We start from the raw sequence: 21,300 nt of genomic DNA, 5'->3' as shown, positions 1-21,300 counted from the left end.
AGTGGTCCCTCCCGAGCGGGATCGACGAACATCAGATCAGACCTACCGCTCCCCACCGCACGGCGCAAGCGTACGGAGCAGTTCGGTTGCCGGAAGGTAGCAACCGGTCGCCGGCTCTTCCCCGGAAAGCACCCGATTTCCTACCGTCGTGACCATGCGCGACAACGAGAAGGTGCGGTTCGACCCCGCCGCCCCGGACATCCGGCCGGTCGGCTGGCAGGTGCAGATGCGGATCGACTGGGTGGTGACCCAGGTGATGGCGACGCACCGCGGCCTGCCCGAAGAGCAGGTGCGGGTCGAGCTGGCCCAGCGGCTGCGAGGCATGGGCGCGGCCGCCGGCCAGCGTCAGGTCGACAACTACGCGCGGGCGATCTCCGCGATGCCGCAGCTCCCGGCGACCGGCTCGGCCACCGATTACGCCGGCCGTTAAGAAGACGTTTACCGATCTTGCGGACGCGGCATTCTCGCCGCCATGACGACGGCCACGGAGTCCACCGAGCTGCGCCGCGTGATCAGCCGGCCGGTGCTGACGTTCTTCATCCTCGGCGACGTGCTCGGCGCCGGCATCTACTCGCTCACCGGAGAGGTGGGCGCGGACTCCGGCGGCGCGATCTGGGCCAGCTTCCTGATCGCGTTCGCGCTGGCGTTCCTCACCGCGTTCGCCTACCTGGAACTCGTCACGAAGTACCCGCAGGCGGCCGGTGCCGCGCTCTACGTCGACCGCGCGTTCGGCATCCGGGCGCTGTCGTTCATGGTCACGTTCGCGGTGATGGCGTCCGGCGTCACCTCCGCCGCGTTCGCGGCCAGCCGGGTCGGCGGCCGCTACTTCACCGGCCTGACCGGCGTCGAGAACCCACCGGCCGTGCTGATCGGCATCGTCGCGATCCTGCTGGTCGCGGCCGTGAACCTGTGGGGCGTCGCGGAGTCGATGCGGGTCAACGTGGTGATCACCTGCATCGAGCTGGCCGGCCTGCTGTTCATCATCGGCGTCGGCGGCTGGGTGCTCGCCACCGGCGGCGGCGACCCGGGCGCCGCGTTCGAGTTCTCCGGCACCGGCTTCGGCGTGGTCACCGGCCTGCTGGCCGGCGCCGCGACCGCGTTCTACGCGTTCATCGGCTTCGAGGACTCGGCGAACCTGGCCGAGGAGGTCACCGACCCGCGCAAGTGCTTCCCGCCCGCGCTGGTCACCGGCCTGGTCCTGGCCGGCGTCGTCTACCTGCTGGTCGCGTTCACCGCGGCGATGACCGTGCCGCTGGATACGCTGGTCGCCTCGTCCGGCCCGCTGCTGGAGGTGGTCCGGGCCGGCGTGCCGGACCTGCCCGCGGACCGGGTCTTCTCCGCGGTGTCGATCATCGCGGTCAGCAACACCATGCTGATCAACATGCTGATGGCGTCCCGGCTGCTCTACGGCATGGCCAACCGCGGCGTGCTCCCGCCGGTCTTCGGCCGGCTCGGCGCGCGCCGCACGCCGTGGGTCGCGATCGCGTTCACCACGGCCGTCGCGATCCTGCTGCTGGTCGCGGTGGACGACCTCGGCGACCTCTCCGACACCACGGTGCTGCTGCTCACCGGCGTGTTCCTGGCCGTCAACGTATCCGCGCTGGTGCTGCGCCGGGACACGGTCGAGCACGACCACTTCCGCGCGCCGACCGTGGTGCTGGTGCTCGGCGCGATCGTCTCCGCGGTCTTCCTGCTCCCGATGGTCCGCGAGGCCGGCGTCTACCTGCTGGCGTTCTGGCTGCTGCTCGGCGGCGCGGTGCTCTGGGTGCTCAACTGGGCGGTCACCCGGTCGACCGCACGCTGATGTCCCTGACCCGCACGGTGTAGGGCGGTGGGCCGTCGCCGGACACGCCGAGCGACACCTTCCCGGCCGGGAGCGGGCCCGGCAGCGGCAGGATCGCCACCTGCTCCGTGCCCCGCCACACCGTGACCCGGTCCGCGACCGCGCGCAACGTCAGCGACACCGGCTCGTTCAGCGCGATCGGGCTGGTCAGCGCCTTCGCGCCGATCCCGGTCTTGGTGCCGGTCCCGGTCGGCTGCCGGTCCAGGTGCAGTTCGTCCTGGCAGACGTGCAGCACGTAACCGTCCGGGTCGTTCACGCCGAGCCAGAACGACGCGCACGCGCCCGGCGTGACCAGCGTGGCGGTGGCCGCGATCTCCACATCGCCGCCGAACACGGTGGCCGGACCGGTGCACCGGAACCAGCCGTCCGACTGCTTGGTGATCTCCATGGCGCCGTTCGCGAACGCGCAGATGCCACCGAACTCCGTGCTCGCGGTCCAGTTCGCGCCGCTGGTGAGCGGGTCCGCGACCGCGTGGCCGCCCGCACCGGTGGCCAGCGGCTCCGGCAGCGCGTCGCCGGTGCCGGACTCGCCGTCGGGCGTCTCCGTCCCGGGCAGCACGCCGCCGTCGCCCGCCACCACCGGGCCGCTCGGGCCCGCACCGGCCGGATTCAGCGCCGCATCGGACGGCTCGCCGCCACCACGCATCGACAGCGGGATCGCGATCGCGGCGGCCAGCGCCACCACGGCCAGCACCCCGGCCACGGTCGCGATCAGCCGGGTCCGCTTCGGGGGCGGCACGACCGGCGCGGCCGCGGCCACCGGCTCCGCGGGCGTCTCGGCCGGCGGCGGCGTCACCACCGCGACCACCTCGGCCGGCGGCAGCTCGTCCGTGGCCTCGCCGCTGCCGTCCAGCAGCATGTCCAGCAGCTTGCGCGCGGTCGGCCGGTCCTCCGGCTTCTTCGCCAGCGCCGCGGCCACCACCTTGCGCAGCTCCGGCGTGAGACCCTCGAGGTCGGGCTCCTCCGAGATGATCCGCATCGCGGTCAGCGGCATCGACGCGTCCTGGAACGGCGTGCGCCCGGTCCCGGCGTACATGACCACGACACCCCACGCGAAGATGTCCGCCTTCGGCGTGGTCGGCGCCTTCCCGGCCGTGTCCAGGCGCTCCGGCGGCATGTAGGCCACCGTGCCCAGCATCTCGTGCGTCTTGGTGACACCGCTGGTCGCGTCCGTCGCGCGGGCGATGCCGAAGTCGATCACCTTCGGGCTGCCCGGCGGCAGCAGCACGTTGCGCGGCTTCAGGTCCCGGTGCACCACGCCGGCGCCGTGGATCGCGACCAGCGCGGTCGCCATGCCGATCGCCAGCCCGTGCAGGTTCGCCGGGGTGAGCGGCCCCTGCTCCTTCACCACGTCGGCCAGGCTCGGCCCGTCCACGAACTCGACCACGAGGTACGGGTGCTCATGGTCCGGGTCCGCGTCCAGCACCTCCGCGGTGCAGAACGGCGGCACCTGCTTGGCACGATTCACCTCGCTGCGGAACCGCCGCCGGAAGTCCGGCTCGGCCGTCAGGTCCGCCCGGATCACCTTGACCGCGACCTGCCGCCCCTCCTCGTCCTCCGCGAGGTAGACCGTCCCCATGCCGCCCTCGCCGAGCCGCCCCTTGATCTGGTATTTGCCCAGCTCAGTAGGGTCGTGCGAGTGCAGCGGCGAGATCTTGGCGCCGCGCGAGGCGTCCGCCGCGCCCTCGTCCGGCGCAACTCGAGGCGATTTCACTCGGGACAAGTTACTAGGTGCACCTGACCCGAGGTCGCCCCCACTGCCCCTTTCCGACCACTATCGACAGATGCGCCGATCGCGGAGTCCCCGGCCTCCAACCCCATGATCAGGGCGTCCCCCGTGGTGTTCCAGCAACGTGGAGACGCCCTGATCATGAACGCGGTCAGCTGTCCTTGTTGGTCCACTGGCAGCCGGCGACGCCGCCGGACTCCTCGCCGGCCTTCGCGGCGTCCACCGACGTACCGTCGATGAAGATCTCGCAGGACAGGTCGGCCGCCGCGTTCGTGGACATGGCGATCAGCGAGATGTGGAACACCTCGCCGGCCGGGACGATGACCTTCTGCCACGGCAGTGACGCGGTCTTCTCCTCGGTGTTCGTCGTGTCGACGAGGTACGAGACCTCCGCCGCGCCGTCCGCGCCGGTCACCCGCAGCGTGATTCCCTTCTGCGCCGGGACGTCGGTGGCGGAGCCGCCCGCGCCACCGGCCGTGGTGGCCGTGACCGGCACGGTGCTGCTCTTCGGGGAGGCGCTCGCCGCCGGCGCGGCGGTGTTCGTGCCGGACGAGCCGCACGCGGCGGTGGCCAGCGCAAGAAGCGCGGCGGCGGCGACCAGGGGCAGACGACGATTGCGGATCACGCGAATCTCTTTCACTAGGAGGGGTGATCCAAAGCGTGACCGATTTGCCGAGTGAATCCCAATTCATACGCATGTGTTCCCGGCCATAGTGTCCGCCAGCCGAAATGAGCCGTTTTCCACCCGGCCCGTGTGGTCGGCCGGCACGGCACCTGTTCATGGCCCGGGTACGCCAGGTGGAAAAGCTCATTGACCGCGCTCCCTACCCTGCGGGTCAGAGCGACTCACGACGGGGAGAGATCGATGCGGCGAGCGGTGGCGGTCCTCCTGGCGGCAGCGGTGGTCATGCCGATGCTGTCCGGGTGCAGCACGGTGAGCACCGAGTCGGACCAGGTGGCGTTGCACTACGACGCGGGTTCGTTCTCCAGCACCACCTACCAGGAGTGCGTGACCCAGAACAACCGCACCTGGGACGGGCCCGGCGAGAAGTACTACAAGTACCCGGCCGGCCAGCGGAACTTCGACTTCATGGGCGGCGACGACGCGGAGAGCAACCCGTTCACCGTCGTCTCCAAGGACAACCAGGAGCTCACCGTCTCCGGCGGACTGACCTTCCACCTGGACACGTCGTGCGACCCGGACGGCGGCGCGCTGCGCGAGTTCCACGAGGAGATCGGCCTCAAGTTCCAGCCGACGCTGGACGACGACGGCCAGACCACCGACCGGTGGCTGGAGATGCTGCGGTTCTACATCGGGCAGCCGCTGAACAAGGCGCTGGCCACGGAGGCGCAGAAGTACGACTGGCTCGCGCTCTACAACGACCCGGCCACCCGCGCGCAGTTCGAGACCGCGATCAACGCGAACCTGGGCAACGCGGTGATGGCGACCACCGGCGGCAAGGCGTACTTCATCGAGTTCAACCTCACGCTGCAGAAACCGGCACCGCGTAAAGAGCTGGTCGACGGGCTCGCCGCGGTCCAGGTGGCGATCACCGAGCGCCAGGCGATCAAGGAGCAGAACGCGACCGTCGACGAGAAGCTCAAGCAGATCGAGAAGTTGGTCAAGGTGCTGGGCCCGGACGGCTACGTGCTCTACGACGCGATGCAGCGCTGCCTCACCGGCGAGGCCCCGAAGGGCTGCCCGCAGTTCCTCGCGCTGCCCCAGGGCGGCAGCGTCGACGTGCCGGCCCCGGCGAGCAGCTGATCGCGTTCTCCTTGGCCGCCGCCGAGGAGAGCCGATACCTAGGACGCGCCGCTCACGGATGAGCGGCAGGGCGAGCCCGGTGGATCCCCGGGCTCGCCCATTCACGTCTGCGGACGGAGGCACCCGATGGCAGGGCGGTGGAGATCCAGGCTGGCCACGGCCGCGCTGGCGGTGGTCGCCGCCGCGGTCCCGGTGGTCACGCCGACGCTGACCAGCGTCGGCACGCCGCAGACCGCGGCCGGTGCCCGCGCGATGTGGCTGTGGAGCCGCACCGCGGCACGCTCGGCGCCCGCTACCTGTCCATGCTGGACAAGGTTCGCACCGGTGCCACGCTGCCGATCGAGGTGGACGTCGCGTTCTGGTACGGAGAGGTCACCGTCACCGGCGGCAAGAACCTGGCCGCGGAGACGCTCAAGCGGGTGGACGCGGTCACGGTGATGAGCTACCGCAACACCGCCACCGGCCCGAACTCGATGTACGAGGTCAGCCGCGACCCCTCCGCGCCTGACCCCGCATGAAAATAGGCTAGCCTCCTAGGAAGACCCAGGGGCTCTCATGAGCGAGGCGTCCCCGATGCTGTTCTGAACGACATGGGGGACACCCCGATCACGGATGAGACGCCCGGCAAGCGCAAGCGGCGCTCAGCCCTTGATCGCCCCGGCGGTCATGCCCGCGACGAACCAGCGCTGCAGGAACGCGTAGAGCGCCACCATCGGCACCGACGCCACGACCACGCCCGTGAACAGCAGCGGATAGTCGGTCAGGTATTCGCCGGAGAAGTCCAGCAGCGCCAGCGGCAGCGTGCGCTTCGCCGGCGAGTCGATGAACAGCAGCGGATACAGCAGGTCGTTCCAGTGCATGACGAGCAGGAAGATCGCGGTGGCCGCGAGCGACGGCAGCGACAGCGGGATCGCGATCCGGCGATAGGCACCCCACGGCCCGGCCCCGTCCAGCGCCGCCGCCTCGAACAGTTCGCGCGGCAGCGTGCGCATGAACCCGGACAGGATGAACACCGCGACCGGCAGCGTCACCACCACGTTGATCAGCATCAGCCCGAGCAGGCTGTCGCGCAGGCCGAGCCGGTCGAACTGCACGTACTGCGGGATCATCATGGCCTGCGCCGGCACCGCGAGCCCGGCCGCGAACACGCCGAACAGGATCCGCGACGGCCGGCGCGGGAGGCGCGCCACCGCATATCCGACCAGGCTGGCCAGCGCCAGCGTGGCCGGCACCGAGACCACCACGACCAGCACGCTGTTGCCGAAGACGCGCAGCAGCCCGGCGTCGCCGAGGATCTCGCGGTAGTTGTCCAGCGTGGGCCGCAGCGGTGGGCCGAACGGCGACGCGAACAGATCCGGCGTGGTCTTGAACGACCCGAAGAGCACGACCAGCAGCGGTACGGTGATCAGCAGCGCGTAGATCGCCAGGAGAGACCGTCTCGTCATCGTCCCGCCCCGATCCGCGCGGCCCGGTTCTGCAACCAGGTGACCACCCCGATCGCCAGCATGAACACGATGGACTCCGCGGCCGCGTACCCCAGTCGGCTGTTGGTGAACGTGGTGTAGATCCGGGTGGAGAGGATGTCCAGCGAGGAGCGCGGCGGGTTGCCGGCCAGGCCGAGGATCAGGTCGAACGCCTTGAACGACTGAATCGTCGTGTACGCCACGACCAGCGCGGTCGCCGGCGCCAGCAGCGGCCAGGTGACGAACCGGAAGCGCTGCCACCGCCCGGCGCCGTCGACGTGCGCGGCCTCGTAGAGCTCGGCCGGGATCTGGTGCAGCCCCGCGATGAACAGCACCATCATCTGCCCGGCGTGGAACCAGATCTGCGCCACCGCCACCCACAGGATCGCGGTGTCCTCGTCGCCGAGGAACGTGCCCGGCACGCCCACCGAGTGCAGCAGCCCCAGATTCGGGTCGTAGACGAAGCGCCAGACGAACGCGACCGAGATCGAGGAGAGCACGGTCGGCAGGAAGAACAGCGCGCGCAGCGCGGTCGAACCCCGGCTGCGGGCGGCGAGCAGCACGGCAAGCCCGAGGGCCAGCACGGTCTGCCCGCTCACCACGGCCAGCAGGAACGTCAGGTTGTTGCCGAGCGCGTTCGCGAACTGGTCGTCCGCGCTGACGATCCGCGTGAAGTTGCCGGCCCCGACCCAGTCGAAGCCGGGGCTGAAGCCGTCCCAGTCCGTGATCGCGTACTGCAGGCCCTGTGCCGCCGGGAGCACGAAGAAGGCCAGGTAGAGCGCGAGCGCCGGGATCGGGAACAGGTAGAGACCCCAGTGCCGCCTCACCGCTTCTGGTCCACCACCCGCTGCGCGGCCTCGGCCGCCTTCTCCGGCTCGGTGCCGCCGACCACCTTGACCGCGGCCTCCTCGACCGCGGTGCGGACGTCCAGGTTGTTGAACTGGAACCGCGGCGCGAGCAGCGTCTTCTTCGTCAGCCAGGGCGCGAACGCCTTGAGGTCCGCGTTCGTGTACTCCACGCCGGCGACCGTCACGTGCTGGGACGTGCCGTTCGCGTAGACCGAGGCCACGGCCGGGTCGGAGAGGTGCGCGAGCCAGGCCAGCGCCGCGGCCTTCTTCGACGAGTTCGCGTTCACGCCGAGGATGAACGTGGCGTTGAAGATCCCCTCGTACTTGGCCCCGGAAGCGACCGTGATCGGCGCGTACAGCCCGAACGGGAACCGCGCGCCGAGCTTGCGGACCGGGCCGGCCGCGTACGAGCCGGTGGCCAGGAACGCGGCCTTGCCGGTCGCGAACAGTTGCATCGCGGCCTCGTTCGCGGTGCCGGTCGCGCCGTCCTGGAAGTACGGCTTGAGCTGCTCGTACTGCTTGAGCGTGGTGAGGAACCAGTCGTCGGTGACCTTCAGCGTGCCGGCCTCGACCTGGGCGAAGGCGTCGTCGGCCGGCGCGTTGTTCATCACCATCGAGTTGATCAGCTGGCCGCCGTTGCCGCTGTCGCCGCCGGGCCAGGCGATCGGCGTGACGCCCTTGCCCTTGAGCCCGTCCAGCACGCCGAGGAAGCCGTCCCAGCTCCGCGGCAGCTCCGCGTACCCATGCTGGGCCAGCAGTTCCGGGTTGGTCACCGGCATGTTGAAGACCAGCTGGTACGGCAGGCCGAGCTGCTTCCCGCCGGACGCGCCGGCCGTGATCAGTGCCGGGTCGTAGGCGCCGATCAGCGACTGCCCGGTGAGGTCGGTCCACACGCCGGCGGACGCGATGTTGCTGAACTGCGCGCCCCGGAACGCCGTGAACGCGTCGCCCGTGCCGCCGCCGCGGATCTTCGTCAGCGCCGTGCTCTGGTAGTCGGCGGAGGCGGATATGTCCTGCCGGACCGTGACCTTCGGGTTCTTCTGCACGAAGCCGGCGATCACCTGGTCGAAGACGTCCTTGTCCTCGGCGCGCCAGTGCGCGAACGACAGCTCGCCCTCGACCGGGCCGTCGAAGCCACCGCTCGCGACGGGTGCGGCCTCGCCACCGGGCCCGGCGCAGGCCGCGAGCGCGACGGCGCCACCGGCGAGACCGGCGGCCTTGAGCAGGCCGCGGCGGGAGAAGACGTGGTTGGACATGCGGGTGCGCCTCCGAGCGGTGGGATGGTTCCGCGCCGAAACTTCCCACATTTCCTACCGACTTGCAAGGTAATACCTCTGGGAAGGTCTGTTCACGTGCACGGCGCGACAGTCACGAGCGCGACGGTACGCGTCCACCGTCCAAGATCGACAGAGGTCAGGCGGTGTCCACCACGCAGAAACGGTTACCCTCGGTGTCCGAGAGCACCGCGAAGTCCGGCTCGCCCGGATGCCGGTCCCAGCCGACGAAGCTGCCGCCGATCGAGATCAGCCGGGTGATCTCCGCGGCCTGCTCCTCGGGCCCGTCGGTGAACAGGTCCACGTGCACGCGCGGTCGCTCCTCGGCCGTCGACGAGTTCAGCGTCAGCACCAGCGGCGTGCCCGGCCCGTCCTCCGGCACCAGCACCACCCAGTCCGCGCGCTCCTCGGCCTCGCTGATCAGGTAGCCGAGCGCCCCGGCCCAGAAGCGGACCGCCCGGGGAAGGTCGGAGACGCCGAGCACGATCGCACCAATCCGAAGCATGATCGGGATCGTTTCAGCCTGAGCCGGGTTCGCCCAGCTCAGGGTCGTGTTTCGGTCAGCGCGCCCCGATCGCGCCCGGTGACCGTGCACACACCGAATTCGCGCGGCCCCGGAACGGGTATGCAGCGGGAGACGACTACTCAGGAGGCATCATGTCCGTTTCTGACCCCGGCACCCCGATCCCGCCCGGCCCGGCCGGTGAGGTGCCCGCACCGAACGCCCCCGACACCGGCGCGACGGTCACGGTGGCGAGCTACCCCGACTACCCGTCCGCCCAGCGTGCGGTCGACTACCTCTCCGACAACCAGTTCCCGGTCGGGCGGACCGCGATAATCGGCACCGATCTGCGCCTGGTCGAGAACGTGCTCGGCCGGCTCACGGTCGGCCGCGCCGCCCTCGCCGGCCTGGCCAGCGGCGCCTACTTCGGCTTCTTCATCGGGCTGCTGCTCGGCCTGTTCACCGAGGGCGCCTGGCTCGGCATCATGCTCTCCGCCGTGCTGATCGGCGCGCTCTGGGGCGCGGTGTTCGGCGCGATCGCGCACGCGCTCACCGGCGGCCGCCGCGACTTCACCTCGCGCAGCTCGCTCCAGGCCGGCCAGTACGCGGTCACCACCACGCCGGACGTCGCCGAGCAGGCGCGACAGCTCCTCGTCCGCCTCAACTGGCAGGCCAGCGGAGCGTCCTGAATCATGAGCTTTTTTCGACCTGGCGCACCCGGACCGTCGACGGCCACCCCGTCGGCCCGCCACACATGCCAGGTAGAAAATCGCTCACTGTCTCGTCGATTCCGTGGTTCGGCGCCTCCCGATGGGTATGACGGTGCGGGCACCTGACGCGCGAGGGAGGGGTACGGGCCACGGAATGACCGAGGAACAACACCACGAGGACAAGAAGGAACGACGGGTCTGGCGCAAGATAGACCTGGTCAAGCTCGCGGCCGGCACGCTCGCCGCGATCTCCTCCGCCGTGTGCGCGTCCTGGCTGGGCGTCACCGGCACCATCGTCGGCGCCGCGCTGGCCAGCGTGATCGCCACGGTCGGCCAGGAGCTCTACGCCCACTCCCTCAAACACACCTACCAACGCCTCCGGGGGGTACGCCTGGAGCAGGCCCTCGCGGTCGTCGGCGCGACCACGCGTGTGACGGCCACCCCCGGCCGCCCCGTCGCACGCCCGGCACCCACGCCCCGGACCAGCGCCGACACCGTCCTTCTGGACGCCGCCGCTGGTGACCGCGACACCGCCCCCGGCGACCGCGACGCCGCTCTCGCCGCCCCCGGCGACCGCGACTCCGCTCTCGCCGCCCCCGGCGACCGCGACTCCGCTCTCGCCGCCCCCGGCGACCGCGACGCCGGTGAGCGCCGTGCCTCCGACCGGCCCGTCCCGGCTCGCGCGGCCGCACTCAGCGCGGCCCTGGCCTCGACCCTGGACTCCGGCTCCGACCCGGCTTCCGGCTCGGGCACCGGTCCAGGCCCGGCTTCCGGCTCGGGCCACGGCACACTCGATTCCGGCACGCCGGACGCGGCCACCCACGGGGACGAGACGCGCGCCACCGCCCGCGCGCGGTTCGCCTCCGGCCCGGACTCCACCGCGGACGACGACACCGGCCGCCGCGCCCACTGGGCCCGGCTGGCCCTGGCCGCGGTCGCGATGTTCGTCTTCGCCATGCTCGCGATCTACGCGTTCGAGCTGATGGCCGGCGACTCCCTGGCCGGCCTCTTCGGCGACGGCTCCGCCGGCGCCACCACGCTCCCGTTCCTGCCCGGCGGCGACGGCCCGGCCCCGGTCTACACCCCGGAGCCGTCCGTCTCCACCGTCCCGGCCGACCCGGGCACCACGGCCACCGCCCCCGCGGACGCGCCGCAGACCTCGGCCCCGGCGGACACCCCGGCCACGCCCGACCCGGCCCCGACCTCCGAGACCGACCCCCAGCCCGGCCCGACCACCGACCCGGTCACCCCACCCGACCCCGGCGACACCCTCGACACCCCGGCCGGCCAGCCCGCCCCCGCCATCGAGGACTGACCCGCCCCACCACCACCCCGATCGGGGCGTCCCACCCGGGACGCCCCGATCCTCGTTTCCCAGGACCCAATCCTTCCTCACCGGCACCGCCTCGCCGGCGAACATCCCCGCGCCAGCGGGCGCAGCGGCCTCGATCACCCGAGGCGCCCGGCCGATGCCCCTCGGCGCGGAAACGCCAGTAAGCCGCGCTGGCGGGCCGTCCTGCAGAAGCCCTGGGCGGATGCTGAGGGTCATCCCGCGTTGACGGACGGTGAGATCTGAACCCCCGGCCGCTGCGGTGCGTGATCGACGGTAATGACCGCCGCAGCGGCCCGGGTATCCGGCCGCCTGAACGATCAGGAGTGCGTGTGAGGCGTCGGAGCCGCAGGAATCGGGGTTGGGGGCAGCGGGACTGGGGGCGCCGCGGGCGTACCCCCTGGGGAAGGGTTCTCGCCGGTGCCGCCGCGACCGCGCTCGTCCTGGGCGGCGGCGCCGTCGTCGGGGGCCGGATGCTGCTCTCCGCCGCCACCGGCACCGTGACCCGCCAGGACCTGCTCGGCGACGCGGGCAGGGAGCGCGAGCGGGTCGACGTCGAGGGCGCCAAGAACATCCTGCTGGTCGGCCTGGACACCCGTCCCGGCCAGGACGACGGCGAGCTGACCCGGTCCGATTCGATCATCGTGCTGCACATCGCGGCGACCCACGATCACGCCTACCTGGTGTCGCTGCCGCGGGACACGCTGGTGGAGATACCCGAGTACGACAACGGCGAGGTGCCGTTCGCGGGCGGCCCCAACAAGATCAATGCGGCGTTCGCGTTCGGCAGTCAGGGCCTGACCGGTGCGGACGCGCTCTCCGGCGGGTTCGAGCTGCTGGCCATGACCGTGCGGGACACCACCGGCATCACGCCGGACGCGGGCGCGATCATCGACTTCGACGGCTTCACCGAGGTGGTGGAGGCGCTCGGCGAGGTCTGCATGTACGTGGACGGCGAGGTCACCTCGATCCACCTCGGCACGAACGACCGCACCGGCGAGCCGGCCCCGCCGTTCCTGGTGAACCCGGACGGCACGATCCGTGGCCGGGTGCCCGGCGTGACGCCGAACGTGTACGAGAAGGGCGACCGGTGCTTCACGCCCGAGGAGGCGCTGGACTTCGTGCGGCAGCGCGACCTGCTGGAGACGAACGACTTCGACTACGGCCGGCAGCGCCACCAGCAGCAGTTCATGAAGGCGGTGCTGGCCGGCATCCTGGACGAGGACGCGACCGCGTTGCCGGCCCTGCTGGCCGCCGTCGGCAGGACCATGACGGTTGACGACGGCGGCATTCCGCTGGAGGACTGGATCTTCGCGATGCGCGGGATCCGTTCCGGCGCGCTGACCACGCTCAAGGTGAACGACGGCGAATTCAACACCGAGACGATCGACGGGGTGGGTAGCGCGGAGATTCTCGACGAGACGTCGGTGGAAATGTTCGACGCAATCGCCGAGGACGACATGGAGGCCTTTCTTGCCGCGAATCCGGGAACCGTGAATGACGATTAGGGTGCGGTGTACCACTGCTGGTTGAGGTTGGTGGTGCCGTCCCAGTCGCTCCAGAGCTGCACCTCGGTGCCGTTCTGGAACAGCACGTTGCGGTCCGCGTCGAGGCCGCGTCCGGTCTCCACGCTGATGATCATGGTGTTGCCGTTCTCCATCGGCTCCATCCGCCACTGCTGCTGCACGGTGCCGGAGCAGTCCCAGAGCCGGACCCGGGTGCCGTTCATGGCCGCCGTCTGGGTGTCCGCGTCCATGCAGCGCCCGTTGGCCTTGTTCCGGATGGTGTCGCCGTCCGCGTACCAGAGCTGGTTCTCGCCGGTGTGACACTCCCACAACTGCAACCGCGCGCCGCTCTTCACGATCATGCCCTTGTCCGCGTCCAGGCATTTGTCGTTGACGACGTTGCGGATCTGGAAGTAGACGGTGTCATCCGCGTGCGCGGGTGAGGAGAGCGCGAGAGAGAGCCCGGCGAGGGAGACGGATGCGGCGATGAGAAGGGTGGAATTCGCAATTCTCGTCATGCGGGGAAGGCTACCGGGAATGGTGAACGCGCAATCGCCTTATCGACGAACAAGTCTACGTTAGACGTGCTTTCCGGGCGTCCGAAGCGAGCGCGTGCACGCGCCGGGCATCGGGAATGTTCCACAGCACCGGATGCGGCCCCGGCTCGCTCACCCATGGATTCCGTACACGCCACGCGGTAAACGTGCCGAATGCGAGACTGCCGGTCCCGTCCGCGCGCTCGGTGAGAATCGGCTCCGGCAGCGACCGCAGATAACGCGACCGGCCGCCACACCGCGGCCCGCACCGGCCGTCCCTCCCACAGCACCGACTCGCCCGGCAGCAGCTCCACGCTCACGCGGGCATCGTAGGTGTCACGGCCCGCCAGGCCAGCGGCGTGGACAGGATCATCGTGCTGGACGGCGGCCCGTACCGCCCGAGCCGGTCGATGACCGCCTCGAACGCGACCATCGACGCGGCCGCGACGCGCAGCATGCAGCAGGTGTCGCCGGTGACCCGGTGGATCTGCAGGATCTCCGGCCAGGTCGCCACGTCCGGGTCGCGCAGCACGCAGAGCGACCCGTAGCAGGACATCCGGATGAGCGCGAGCACGCCGCGCCCGGCCCGTGCCGGGTCGACGTGCGCGTGGTAGCCGGTGATCACGCCGGACTCCTCCAGCCGGCGCACCCGCTCGGCCACGGCCGGTGCGGACAGGTGCACCCGCCGGGACAGCGCGGACCAGGACAGTCGCGCGTCCGCCTGCAACTCGCCCAGGATCGCCCAGTCCATGTCATCCATGCGCAGCTTCCAATCGTGAAGTGAAACGCCGCGTCGCCCTTCAAAAGCAAGGTAAACGGCGTGCAGGACGAGCGACAAGGCATTCCGGAAAGCCCGGACGCAGCGGAATCATTGACCACGTGATCGAGACCCTGACCGCGGACCAGCGCGACGCCAAGGCCACCGCCAACGCCGGCGAGCCGACGACGGCGTTCACCGGCCACGTCCCCTACGACGCCTACGTGCACGCCAGCACGCTGCACTCGTTGCAGCGCACGCTCAGTGGCGAGCCGGGCGAGATGTCGTTCCTGATGGTCAGTCAGATCATGGAGCTGTACTTCGGCCTCACCCGGTTCGAGCTGGCCGGCGCGCGCGAGCTGATCCGCGGCGGTGACGCCTGGGGTGCGCTCGCCCCGCTGCGCCGCGCGACGCTGGACCTGGAGGGCCTGAACGCGGCGTGGAAGGCGCTGAGCTGGATGACGCCGTCCGACTTCAACAGGTTCCGCGACCTGCTCGGCGAGGGCTCCGGCTTCCAGTCCGCGGCGTACCGGGAGCTGGAGTTCCTGCTCGGCCTCAAGACCGAGTCGCTGATCCGGCCGTTCCGGCGCTCCGACGCGTACCCGCGGCTGGTCCGTGCTCTGGAGGAGCCGAGTCTGTGGGACGAGACGATGGCGTTGATCGCGCGGCACGACATGGGCTGGGTCGAGATCTACGCGGACGACGGCCCGCACAACCACCTGCGCATGCTCGGCGAGGCGCTGACCGGCGTGGCGGTCGCGTTCGGCGAGTGGCGGCACCAGCACCTGCTCGCGGTGCGCCGCACGATGGGCGCGAAGCCCGGCTCCGGCGGCTCCGCGGGCATCGCCTGGCTGGAGAAGTCGATGGCCCGGGTCGTCTTCCCGGAGCTGTGGGAGGCCCGTACGCACATGTGATTCACGGTTCACTCGCACACGGGAAGATCGACTATGCGTACCGTGAGGAACACCGTACTCAGTGGAATCGGGGAGAGACCATGGACGAGTCCGACGCGCTGCGCCGCGATGCCGGCGATCCCGGCCACCGCGCAGCCTTCCTGATCCCGCCCGCGCACGGTGGCCGCTACCCGGACTCCGCCTACCTGGTCGGCAACTCGCTCGGCCTGCAGCCGCGGTCGGTCCGCGCGGAGTTGCTGGCGCACATGGACGACTGGGCCACGCTCGGCGTCGAGGGCTGGACGGAGGCGCACGCCCCCTGGGAGTCGCTGCCGCAGCGGCTGGCCGGCCCGTCCGCGCGGCTGGTCGGCGCCCGCCCGGAGGAGACGGTCGTGATGAACACGCTGACCGTCAACCTGCACCTGCTGATGATCTCGTTCTACCGCCCGGCCGGCACCCGGACGAGGATCGTCATCGAGGACGCGGCGTTCCCGTCGGACAGTTACGCCGTGCGCAGCCAGGCCGTGCTGCACGGCCTGGACCCGGACACCACCGTGGTCCGGCTGCGCCCGCGCGACGGCGAGGACGTGCTGCGCACCGAGGACGTCATCGCCGCGATCGACGACCGGGTCGCGCTGGTGCTCCTGGCCGGCGTGCACTACCTGACCGGCACCGTGGCCGACATCCCGGCGATCACCGCGGCCGGGCACGCGGCCGGCGCGGTCGTCGGCTGGGACCTCGCGCACGCGGCCGGCAACGTGGAGCTGCGCCTGCACGACTGGGACGTCGACTTCGCGGCCTGGTGCAACTACAAATTCCTCAACTCCGGTCCCGGCTCGCCCGGCAGCGCGTTCGTGCACGCGCGGCACCTCGGCGACCCGTCGATCGCGCGGCTGGACGGCTGGTGGGGCACCGAGGCGGCCACCCGGTTCGACATGGCGCCGGTCAGCCGGCCGCCGGCCACCGCGGACGCCTGGCAGGTCTCCACGCCGCAGATCCTCGCGCTCGCGCCGATGGCCGGGGCGCTGGCGCTCTTCGACGAGGCCGGCATGCCCGTGCTGCGCGCCCGCAGCCGCCGCCTGACCGGCTACCTGCTCGACGCGGTGGACGCGATCGTCCCCGCCGGCCGGGTGGAGGTGCTCACGCCGCGCGACCCGGAGCGCCGCGGCGCGCAGCTCTCCCTGCGCCTGCCCGGGCAGGACGTGGGTGAGCTGGCCAAACGGCTGCGGTTCGGGCACGGCGTGCTGACCGACTCCCGGCGGCCGGACGTGATCCGGCTGGCCCCGGTGCCGCTCTACTCCAGCTATCACGACTGCTGGCGCGCCGCGACCGCGCTGGCCGCCGTCCTCTGATGCGGTCAGCCCAAGATCGAGGCGTCGTTCATGGTGTGCCGACGACATGAATGACGCCTCGATCACGGGAGAGGACGAGTCGATCCTCACCCGGCCCGCACCGGAACCCGACCACACGGCCGCCTACGGCGAAGATCCAGACCAGGTCGCGGCGGTACGCCTCGGCGACGCGACCCGGCCACTGCTGGTGATCCTGCACGGCGGTTTCTGGCGGCCCCGGTACGACCGCGCCTACACCGGCCCGATGGCCGAGGCGCTGCGCGCGGCCGGCTGGACCACGGTCTCGGCCGAGTACCGCCGGATCCCCGGCGACCCGGGCGCGACCGTCGCCGACGTGCGGGCCGCGCTCGCCGCGCTGCCGTCGCTGGTCACGGCGCACGACGGCCGCGTGATCGTGATCGGCCACTCAGCCGGCGGCCAGCTCGCGCTGCACGCCGCCGTCAACGATCCCAAGCTGCACGCGGTGGTCGCGCTCTCGCCGGTCGCGGACCTGCGGCGGGCCGAGGAACTGGGGCTCGGCGGCGGCGCGGTGCGCGCGTTCCTCGGCGCGAGCGACGGGGAGGCGCTCGATCCGGCGAGGCTCCCACCCGTACCCTCGGGGAAGGTTGTGCTTCTGCACGGCCGGCGGGACGAGACGGTGCCGGTCGAGCTGTCCGAGGCCTATGTGGCACGTCGCGGGGGAGAGCTGATCGCGCCGGAGGACGCGCACCACTACTCGTTCGCCGACCCCCGCGACCCGCACTGGCCGGTGCTGACGGACACGCTCTCCGGCCTGAGCCGGAGAGCGTGACCAGCAGAGCGTTCACACGCGGGTGCCGGCCACCTTCGAGGTGCCGAACGCGCCGAGCTTGACGTCGCCGGAGAGCGCGTCGCCGCTCGCGGTCACGTTGAAGGCCAGCTTGACCGGGATCGGCTTGGTGAGGTCGAGCGTGAACGTGGCGCTGTCACCGGACGCGGTGCCGTCCTGGATCGGGGCGGTCTCGCCACCCTGCTTGGCGGTGCCGGTGAGCACGTCACCGTCCGCGGCCAGGTCGAGGATCGCTGTCTGCTTGCCCATCGGCGTGCTGATCTCTACGTTCCAGGTTCCCGAGATGCTCATGTGCGCGAGGCTACCTTACTGACCGGTAGGCAAAAAGCTCTCACCTGTTTTCCGCCGCGGTTTCAAGCGATAGCGTGCTCGGCATGCGGACTCAGGTCGGGATCATCGGCGCCGGTCCGGCCGGCCTGCTCCTGTCACACCTGTTGCATCTGGCCGGCGTCGACTCCACGGTCCTGGAACTGCGCGACCGGGAGTACGTGGAGGCCCGCGTCCGGGCCGGCGTGCTGGAACAGCCCACGGTCGAGCTGCTGCGCGAGGCCGGCGTCGGTGAGCGGCTGGACGCGCGCGGGCTGCCGCACGACGGCATCTCGCTGCGCTTCGACGGCGCGGACCACCGCATCGACTTCGCGGCGCTGACCGGGCGGCGGATCACGGTCTACGGCCAGCAGGAGGTGGTCAAGGACCTGATCGCACGGCGTCTCGCCGACGGGGGAGACCTGCGCTTCGGCGTCTCCGACGTGGCGGTCGACCCGCGCGGTGCCACGGTCGAGTTCCGGGACGCCGACGGCGCGCGACGGACGCTTGCGTGCGACGTGATCGCCGGGTGCGACGGCTTCCACGGCATCACCCGCGACACGATCCCGGCCGGCGAGCTGACCGTGCACCGGCACGCCTACCCGTTCGCGTGGCTCGGCGTGCTCGCGGAGGCGCCGCCGTCGCACCACGAGCTGATCTACACGTACCATCCGCGCGGCTTCGCGCTGCACAGCATGCGGTCGCCCGGCATCACCCGGCTCTACCTGCAGGTGCCGCCGGACGAGCGGATCGAGGGCTGGTCCGACCGGCGGATCTGGGACGAGTTGCACACCCGGCTCGCCGCGGACGGGTTCACGCTCGCCGAGGGCCCGATCCTGGAGAAGAGCGTGACCGGCATGCGCAGTCTCGTGGTCGCGCCGATGCGGCACGAGCGGCTGTTCCTGGCCGGCGACGCCGCGCACATCGTGCCGCCGACCGGCGCGAAAGGCATGAACCTCGCGATCGCGGACGTGCACCGGCTCAGCATCGCGCTCACCGCGCTCCTCCTCGGGAAGGACGACAGACCCGCCGCGCGGTACGGCGCGGAGTGCCTCGCCCGGGTCTGGCGCGCGCAGCACTTCTCCTGGTGGATGACCTCGATGCTGCACACGTTCCCGGACCACGACCCGTTCCAGCGCGAGCTGCAACTCTCCCAGCTCCGCTACACCGCCACCTCGCCGGCCGCGGCGACGTCGCTGGCCGAGAACTACGTCGGCCTGCCACTCTCGTATTGATCCGACACAATGGGGCGATGCTGGACGAGGCGTGGCTGACCGCGGCCGACGAGTTGTTGCGCATCCGGAGCACCGCGGACCGGCCCGTGGAGCTGGCCCGCGCGCTGGACTGGATGATCGACCGGGCCGGCCCCGGCTTCACGGTCGAGCGGTTCGAGTCGCGCGGCAAGCCGAGCGCGCTGCTCTACCGCGGTGACGTGCGCCCCGGCCGGTTCCGGATCATCCTGAACGGCCACCTGGACGTGGTCCCGGCACCGGACGCGCTGTTCACGCCGCGCCGCTCCGGCGACCGGCTCCACGCGCGCGGCGCCCAGGACATGAAGCTCTCCGCGCTGGTGATGGCGGACGTGTTCCGCGAGCTGGCACCGTCCCTGCCGTACCCGCTGGGGCTGCAACTGGTCCTGGACGAGGAGGTCGGCGGCCGGGACGGGACCGGCCACCAGATCGCGGCCGGCGTGACCACGGACTTCGCGGTGATCGGGGAGATGAGCCGGCTGGACATCACGGTCGAGTCCAAAGGCCTGATCGACGTCACGCTGACCGCGGAGGGCCGGGCCGCGCACGGCGCCTACCCCTGGCTCGGCGACAACGCGCTGCTCACCGTGGTCGGCGCGGTGCGGGCGCTGCTGGAGCGATATCCGGTGCCGGCCGAGGAGGCGTGGCGCACCACGATCAACGTCGCGCGGATCGACACGCCGAACGTGGCGTTCAACCAGGTCCCGGCGGCCGCCTCGGCCTGGCTGAACCTGCGTTTCCCGCCGACCGACCCGGACTTCACCGGGCGCGGCGTCGCCGAGGTGACGCGGCACCTGGCGGAGATCGCCGGGCCGGGCGTCGCGGTCGGCGTGGCCCACGTCGACGCGCCGCACCTGGCCGAGCGGGACCACCCGGACGTGACCGCGCTCCGCCGGGCCGCGCGCACCCAGGGGTACGGCGGGGAGTTCCTCCGCCGGCACGGCGCGGGCGACGGCAGGTTCTACTTCCAGGCCGGGATGGCCGCGGTCGCGTTCGGCATCGGAGGCGACGGGCAGCACGGGCCGGACGAACACGCCGATCTGGGCACGATCGGGCCGTATCGGGACGCATTGCGTGACTTCCTACTGACCGTGCGTTCGTAAAGTTCGCACCTCCACGGCCGATGGGACAGGCACGGCGGCCGGGGACGGTGGGGATGAACGGTAAGGCGGGGCACGGTGAAGTCGACGCCGGCTCGCTTCAACAACGGCGTACGGTCGAGCTCGTCTCGATCGGCGTGCGCGTCTTCGGTGCCGTCGCCCTGTTGCTCGCCTTCGTGCTGATCGCGCCCGGCCCCGGGCTGCACGGCCTGGCGGAGATGACCTGGGTGCTGGTCGCCGTGCTGCTGTTCGCCGTCGCCGGCATGCTGTCGCTGATCGCGCTGCGCTGCCGGGCCGGCCGGTCCTATCGCGCGCTCAGCCTGGCGCAGATCCCGATCGACCTGATCAGCGTGCTGGTGCTGGTCTACGGCACGTCCGGGGACCCGCGCGCCGGCCAGATCTGGGCGCTGCTGCTGGTGCCGATCCACGGCGGTGCCTTCCGCGCCGACCTGCGCGGCGCGTTCGCCAGCGGCGCCGGAGCGATCGCCGGGCTGCTCGCCATCGTGGCGCTCCGGGCGCCGGACTGGCTCTCGCCCGGCGACGGGCTCGGCCTCCCGGTCATCATCGGCGTGCTGCTCGCGCTGACGCTGCTCACCGGCCTGCCGGCCAGCAACGCGAACAAGCGCATCCAGGCGATGCGGGACGCGAAGGCCGCGCTCAGCTACCAGGTGCACCACGATGCGCTCACCGGCCTGGCGAACCGGACCCGGCTGCACGACTTCGCCCGGCAGGCGATGGCCGACCGGCGCGAGATGGCCGTGCTCGCGCTCGACCTGGACGGGTTCAAGCAGGTCAACGACACGCTCGGGCACGCGGCCGGCGACGAGCTGCTCAAGGTGGTCGCGGCCCGGCTGCTCGCCCAGGCCCGCGACGACGACATCGTGGCCCGGCTCGGCGGCGACGAGTTCGTGATCGTGCTCTCCGGCGCGGACGCGGGCGTGGCCGCGGAGGTGGCCCGGCGCTGCATGGACGCGGTCGCACAGCCGATCCAGCTGATGGGCGAGACCGTGTACGTCGGCACCAGCATCGGCTTCGCCACCACGGTCGGTGACGGCATGGTCGGCGTGCCGGGGACCGCGAGCTTCGGCCGGCGCGACTTCGACGGCGTGCTCCGCGCCGCGGACGCCCACATGTACACGGTCAAGGCCAACCGGAAGCAGACACCGGCTGCCCGCGCACTCCCGGCCGGCCCGTCCGCGGACGCGGAGGCGGCCCGGCGCGGCCGGCACCGCGCCTCCCACCCCCACTGACCCGTCCCCCATGTCGTTGGAGCGACATGGGGGACGCCTCGATCTGGGCCTCGATTGCGATCCAGGCCTTGAGTGCGGC

General features: G+C 71.4%; 23 protein-coding genes. 13 read left to right on the top strand and 10 right to left on the bottom strand.

Annotated elements, in window-relative coordinates; translation table 11 throughout:
- Positions 1-154: 154 nt before the first annotated feature.
- Both J2S43_RS25135 and J2S43_RS25130 read left to right on the top strand, forming a co-directional pair.
- Complete coding sequence (locus tag J2S43_RS25135; RefSeq protein WP_306833214.1) at positions 155-430, top strand: hypothetical protein; 276 nt, start codon at positions 155-157, stop codon at positions 428-430.
- 42 nt (positions 431-472) lie between these two features.
- Complete coding sequence (locus J2S43_RS25130) at positions 473-1,804, top strand: APC family permease (RefSeq protein WP_306833212.1); 1,332 nt, start codon at positions 473-475, stop codon at positions 1,802-1,804.
- Here J2S43_RS25130 and J2S43_RS25125 read toward each other — a convergent pair.
- Entirely contained in the window at positions 1,782-3,557 is a 1,776-nt protein-coding gene (locus J2S43_RS25125) for a serine/threonine protein kinase (RefSeq protein ID WP_306833210.1), read from the bottom strand. The genes J2S43_RS25130 and J2S43_RS25125 overlap by 23 nt on opposite strands.
- 166 nt (positions 3,558-3,723) lie before the next feature.
- A complete protein-coding gene (locus J2S43_RS25120; RefSeq protein WP_306833208.1) occupies positions 3,724-4,197 on the bottom strand; it encodes a hypothetical protein in 474 nt (157 codons plus the stop codon).
- A 240-nt stretch (positions 4,198-4,437) separates the two neighbouring features.
- Here J2S43_RS25120 and J2S43_RS25115 point away from each other — a divergent pair, with 240 nt between their 5' ends.
- Positions 4,438-5,337, top strand: a complete 900-nt coding sequence (locus J2S43_RS25115) for an SPFH domain-containing protein (protein WP_306833206.1) — start codon at positions 4,438-4,440, stop codon at positions 5,335-5,337.
- A 101-nt stretch (positions 5,338-5,438) separates the two neighbouring features.
- Here J2S43_RS25115 and J2S43_RS25110 read toward each other — a convergent pair whose 3' ends face one another.
- On the bottom strand, positions 5,439-5,609 hold the full coding sequence (locus tag J2S43_RS25110; RefSeq protein ID WP_306833205.1) for a hypothetical protein: 171 nt from the start codon (positions 5,607-5,609) through the stop codon (positions 5,439-5,441).
- Between J2S43_RS25110 and J2S43_RS25105 the strand changes: the two genes are divergently transcribed.
- The gene (locus J2S43_RS25105) at positions 5,598-5,855 is read left to right on the top strand and encodes a hypothetical protein (protein WP_306833203.1); all 258 of its coding nucleotides are present in this window, start codon (positions 5,598-5,600) and stop codon (positions 5,853-5,855) included. The two genes, J2S43_RS25110 and J2S43_RS25105, sit on opposite strands and share 12 nt — an antisense overlap.
- 123 nt (positions 5,856-5,978) lie before the next feature.
- On the opposite strand, the gene J2S43_RS25100 is transcribed toward J2S43_RS25105, so the two are convergent.
- The 4 genes from J2S43_RS25100 to J2S43_RS25085 form a co-directional block, all read right to left on the bottom strand.
- Entirely contained in the window at positions 5,979-6,782 is an 804-nt protein-coding gene (locus J2S43_RS25100) for a carbohydrate ABC transporter permease (RefSeq protein ID WP_306833201.1), read from the bottom strand.
- Positions 6,779-7,627 carry a carbohydrate ABC transporter permease gene (locus tag J2S43_RS25095; protein ID WP_306833199.1) on the bottom strand — a complete coding sequence of 283 codons (849 nt, stop codon included), beginning with the start codon at positions 7,625-7,627 and terminating at the stop codon, positions 6,779-6,781. The genes J2S43_RS25100 and J2S43_RS25095 overlap by 4 nt, the downstream gene beginning before the upstream one ends.
- Entirely contained in the window at positions 7,624-8,904 is a 1,281-nt protein-coding gene (locus J2S43_RS25090; protein WP_306833197.1) for an ABC transporter substrate-binding protein, read from the bottom strand. Before J2S43_RS25090 ends, J2S43_RS25095 begins: the two co-directional genes overlap by 4 nt.
- A 157-nt stretch (positions 8,905-9,061) precedes the next feature.
- A complete protein-coding gene (locus J2S43_RS25085) occupies positions 9,062-9,427 on the bottom strand; it encodes a VOC family protein (protein ID WP_306833195.1) in 366 nt (121 codons plus the stop codon).
- A 152-nt stretch (positions 9,428-9,579) separates the two neighbouring features.
- Between J2S43_RS25085 and J2S43_RS25080 the strand changes: the two genes are divergently transcribed.
- From J2S43_RS25080 to J2S43_RS25070, 3 genes are all read left to right on the top strand, one after another.
- Positions 9,580-10,113, top strand: coding sequence for a YflT domain-containing protein (locus tag J2S43_RS25080; protein WP_306833193.1), 534 nt, complete (start codon positions 9,580-9,582; stop codon positions 10,111-10,113).
- A gap of 175 nt (positions 10,114-10,288) precedes the next feature.
- Positions 10,289-11,449 carry a hypothetical protein gene (locus J2S43_RS25075; protein WP_306833191.1) on the top strand — a complete coding sequence of 387 codons (1,161 nt, stop codon included), beginning with the start codon at positions 10,289-10,291 and terminating at the stop codon, positions 11,447-11,449.
- Between the two features lie 347 nt (positions 11,450-11,796).
- On the top strand, positions 11,797-12,972 hold the full coding sequence (locus J2S43_RS25070) for an LCP family protein (protein ID WP_306833187.1): 1,176 nt from the start codon (positions 11,797-11,799) through the stop codon (positions 12,970-12,972).
- On the opposite strand, the gene J2S43_RS25065 is transcribed toward J2S43_RS25070, so the two are convergent.
- Both J2S43_RS25065 and J2S43_RS25060 read right to left on the bottom strand, forming a co-directional pair.
- A complete protein-coding gene (locus J2S43_RS25065; RefSeq protein WP_306833185.1) occupies positions 12,969-13,487 on the bottom strand; it encodes an RICIN domain-containing protein in 519 nt (172 codons plus the stop codon). The genes J2S43_RS25070 and J2S43_RS25065 overlap by 4 nt on opposite strands.
- Positions 13,488-13,821: 334 nt before the next feature.
- Positions 13,822-14,265, bottom strand: a complete 444-nt coding sequence (locus J2S43_RS25060; RefSeq protein ID WP_306833183.1) for an Lrp/AsnC family transcriptional regulator — start codon at positions 14,263-14,265, stop codon at positions 13,822-13,824.
- A 122-nt stretch (positions 14,266-14,387) separates the two neighbouring features.
- On the opposite strand from J2S43_RS25060, the gene J2S43_RS25055 reads away from it, so the two are divergent.
- The 3 genes from J2S43_RS25055 to J2S43_RS25045 all read left to right on the top strand — a co-directional run bounded on the left by J2S43_RS25055 (position 14,388) and on the right by J2S43_RS25045 (position 17,297).
- On the top strand, positions 14,388-15,176 hold the full coding sequence (locus J2S43_RS25055) for a tryptophan 2,3-dioxygenase (protein WP_306839434.1): 789 nt from the start codon (positions 14,388-14,390) through the stop codon (positions 15,174-15,176).
- Positions 15,177-15,256: 80 nt separating this feature from the next.
- A complete protein-coding gene (gene kynU / locus J2S43_RS25050; RefSeq protein ID WP_306833181.1) occupies positions 15,257-16,507 on the top strand; it encodes a kynureninase in 1,251 nt (416 codons plus the stop codon).
- A gap of 46 nt (positions 16,508-16,553) precedes the next feature.
- Entirely contained in the window at positions 16,554-17,297 is a 744-nt protein-coding gene (locus J2S43_RS25045; RefSeq protein ID WP_306833179.1) for an alpha/beta hydrolase family protein, read from the top strand.
- Between the two features lie 12 nt (positions 17,298-17,309).
- Here the strand turns inward: J2S43_RS25045 and J2S43_RS25040 are convergent, their stop codons facing one another.
- The gene (locus J2S43_RS25040) at positions 17,310-17,606 is read right to left on the bottom strand and encodes a hypothetical protein (RefSeq protein WP_306833177.1); all 297 of its coding nucleotides are present in this window, start codon (positions 17,604-17,606) and stop codon (positions 17,310-17,312) included.
- An 83-nt stretch (positions 17,607-17,689) separates the two neighbouring features.
- Between J2S43_RS25040 and J2S43_RS25035 the strand changes: the two genes are divergently transcribed.
- The 3 genes from J2S43_RS25035 to J2S43_RS25025 are packed head-to-tail and all read left to right on the top strand — an operon-like array spanning position 17,690 to position 21,221.
- Positions 17,690-18,856, top strand: coding sequence for a 4-hydroxybenzoate 3-monooxygenase (locus J2S43_RS25035; protein ID WP_306833175.1), 1,167 nt, complete (start codon positions 17,690-17,692; stop codon positions 18,854-18,856).
- A 17-nt stretch (positions 18,857-18,873) separates the two neighbouring features.
- The gene (locus J2S43_RS25030) at positions 18,874-19,974 is read left to right on the top strand and encodes a M20 family metallopeptidase (protein ID WP_306833173.1); all 1,101 of its coding nucleotides are present in this window, start codon (positions 18,874-18,876) and stop codon (positions 19,972-19,974) included.
- A 53-nt stretch (positions 19,975-20,027) separates the two neighbouring features.
- Positions 20,028-21,221, top strand: a complete 1,194-nt coding sequence (locus J2S43_RS25025) for a GGDEF domain-containing protein (protein WP_306833171.1) — start codon at positions 20,028-20,030, stop codon at positions 21,219-21,221.
- Positions 21,222-21,300: the final 79 nt, after the last annotated feature.

The sequence above is a fragment of the Catenuloplanes nepalensis genome (genome assembly GCF_030811575.1).
Taxonomy (GTDB): Bacteria; Actinomycetota; Actinomycetes; order Mycobacteriales; family Micromonosporaceae; genus Catenuloplanes; species Catenuloplanes nepalensis.
Note: the sequence above shows the minus strand (reverse complement) of the source record. Positions and strands in the feature narration are given on the sequence as shown.

Bases quoted from the DNA above. Each gene is read 5' to 3' on its own strand.
- J2S43_RS25130 (WP_306833212.1), top strand. From the start codon at position 473: ATGACGACGGCCACGGAGTCCACCGAGCTGCGCCGCGTGATCAGCCGG.
- J2S43_RS25100 (WP_306833201.1), bottom strand. From the start codon at position 6,782: ATGACGAGACGGTCTCTCCTGGCGATCTACGCGCTGCTGATCACCGTA.
- J2S43_RS25045 (WP_306833179.1), top strand. From the start codon at position 16,554: ATGAATGACGCCTCGATCACGGGAGAGGACGAGTCGATCCTCACCCGG.
- J2S43_RS25040 (WP_306833177.1), bottom strand. From the start codon at position 17,606: ATGAGCATCTCGGGAACCTGGAACGTAGAGATCAGCACGCCGATGGGC.
- J2S43_RS25115 (WP_306833206.1), top strand. From the start codon at position 4,438: ATGCGGCGAGCGGTGGCGGTCCTCCTGGCGGCAGCGGTGGTCATGCCG.
- J2S43_RS25025 (WP_306833171.1), top strand. From the start codon at position 20,028: ATGAACGGTAAGGCGGGGCACGGTGAAGTCGACGCCGGCTCGCTTCAA.
- J2S43_RS25060 (WP_306833183.1), bottom strand. From the start codon at position 14,265: ATGGATGACATGGACTGGGCGATCCTGGGCGAGTTGCAGGCGGACGCG.
- J2S43_RS25085 (WP_306833195.1), bottom strand. From the start codon at position 9,427: ATGCTTCGGATTGGTGCGATCGTGCTCGGCGTCTCCGACCTTCCCCGG.
- kynU (WP_306833181.1), top strand. From the start codon at position 15,257: ATGGACGAGTCCGACGCGCTGCGCCGCGATGCCGGCGATCCCGGCCAC.
- J2S43_RS25035 (WP_306833175.1), top strand. From the start codon at position 17,690: ATGCGGACTCAGGTCGGGATCATCGGCGCCGGTCCGGCCGGCCTGCTC.
- J2S43_RS25075 (WP_306833191.1), top strand. From the start codon at position 10,289: ATGACCGAGGAACAACACCACGAGGACAAGAAGGAACGACGGGTCTGG.
- J2S43_RS25080 (WP_306833193.1), top strand. From the start codon at position 9,580: ATGTCCGTTTCTGACCCCGGCACCCCGATCCCGCCCGGCCCGGCCGGT.
- J2S43_RS25030 (WP_306833173.1), top strand. From the start codon at position 18,874: ATGCTGGACGAGGCGTGGCTGACCGCGGCCGACGAGTTGTTGCGCATC.
- J2S43_RS25065 (WP_306833185.1), bottom strand. From the start codon at position 13,487: ATGACGAGAATTGCGAATTCCACCCTTCTCATCGCCGCATCCGTCTCC.
- J2S43_RS25090 (WP_306833197.1), bottom strand. From the start codon at position 8,904: ATGTCCAACCACGTCTTCTCCCGCCGCGGCCTGCTCAAGGCCGCCGGT.
- J2S43_RS25135 (WP_306833214.1), top strand. From the start codon at position 155: ATGCGCGACAACGAGAAGGTGCGGTTCGACCCCGCCGCCCCGGACATC.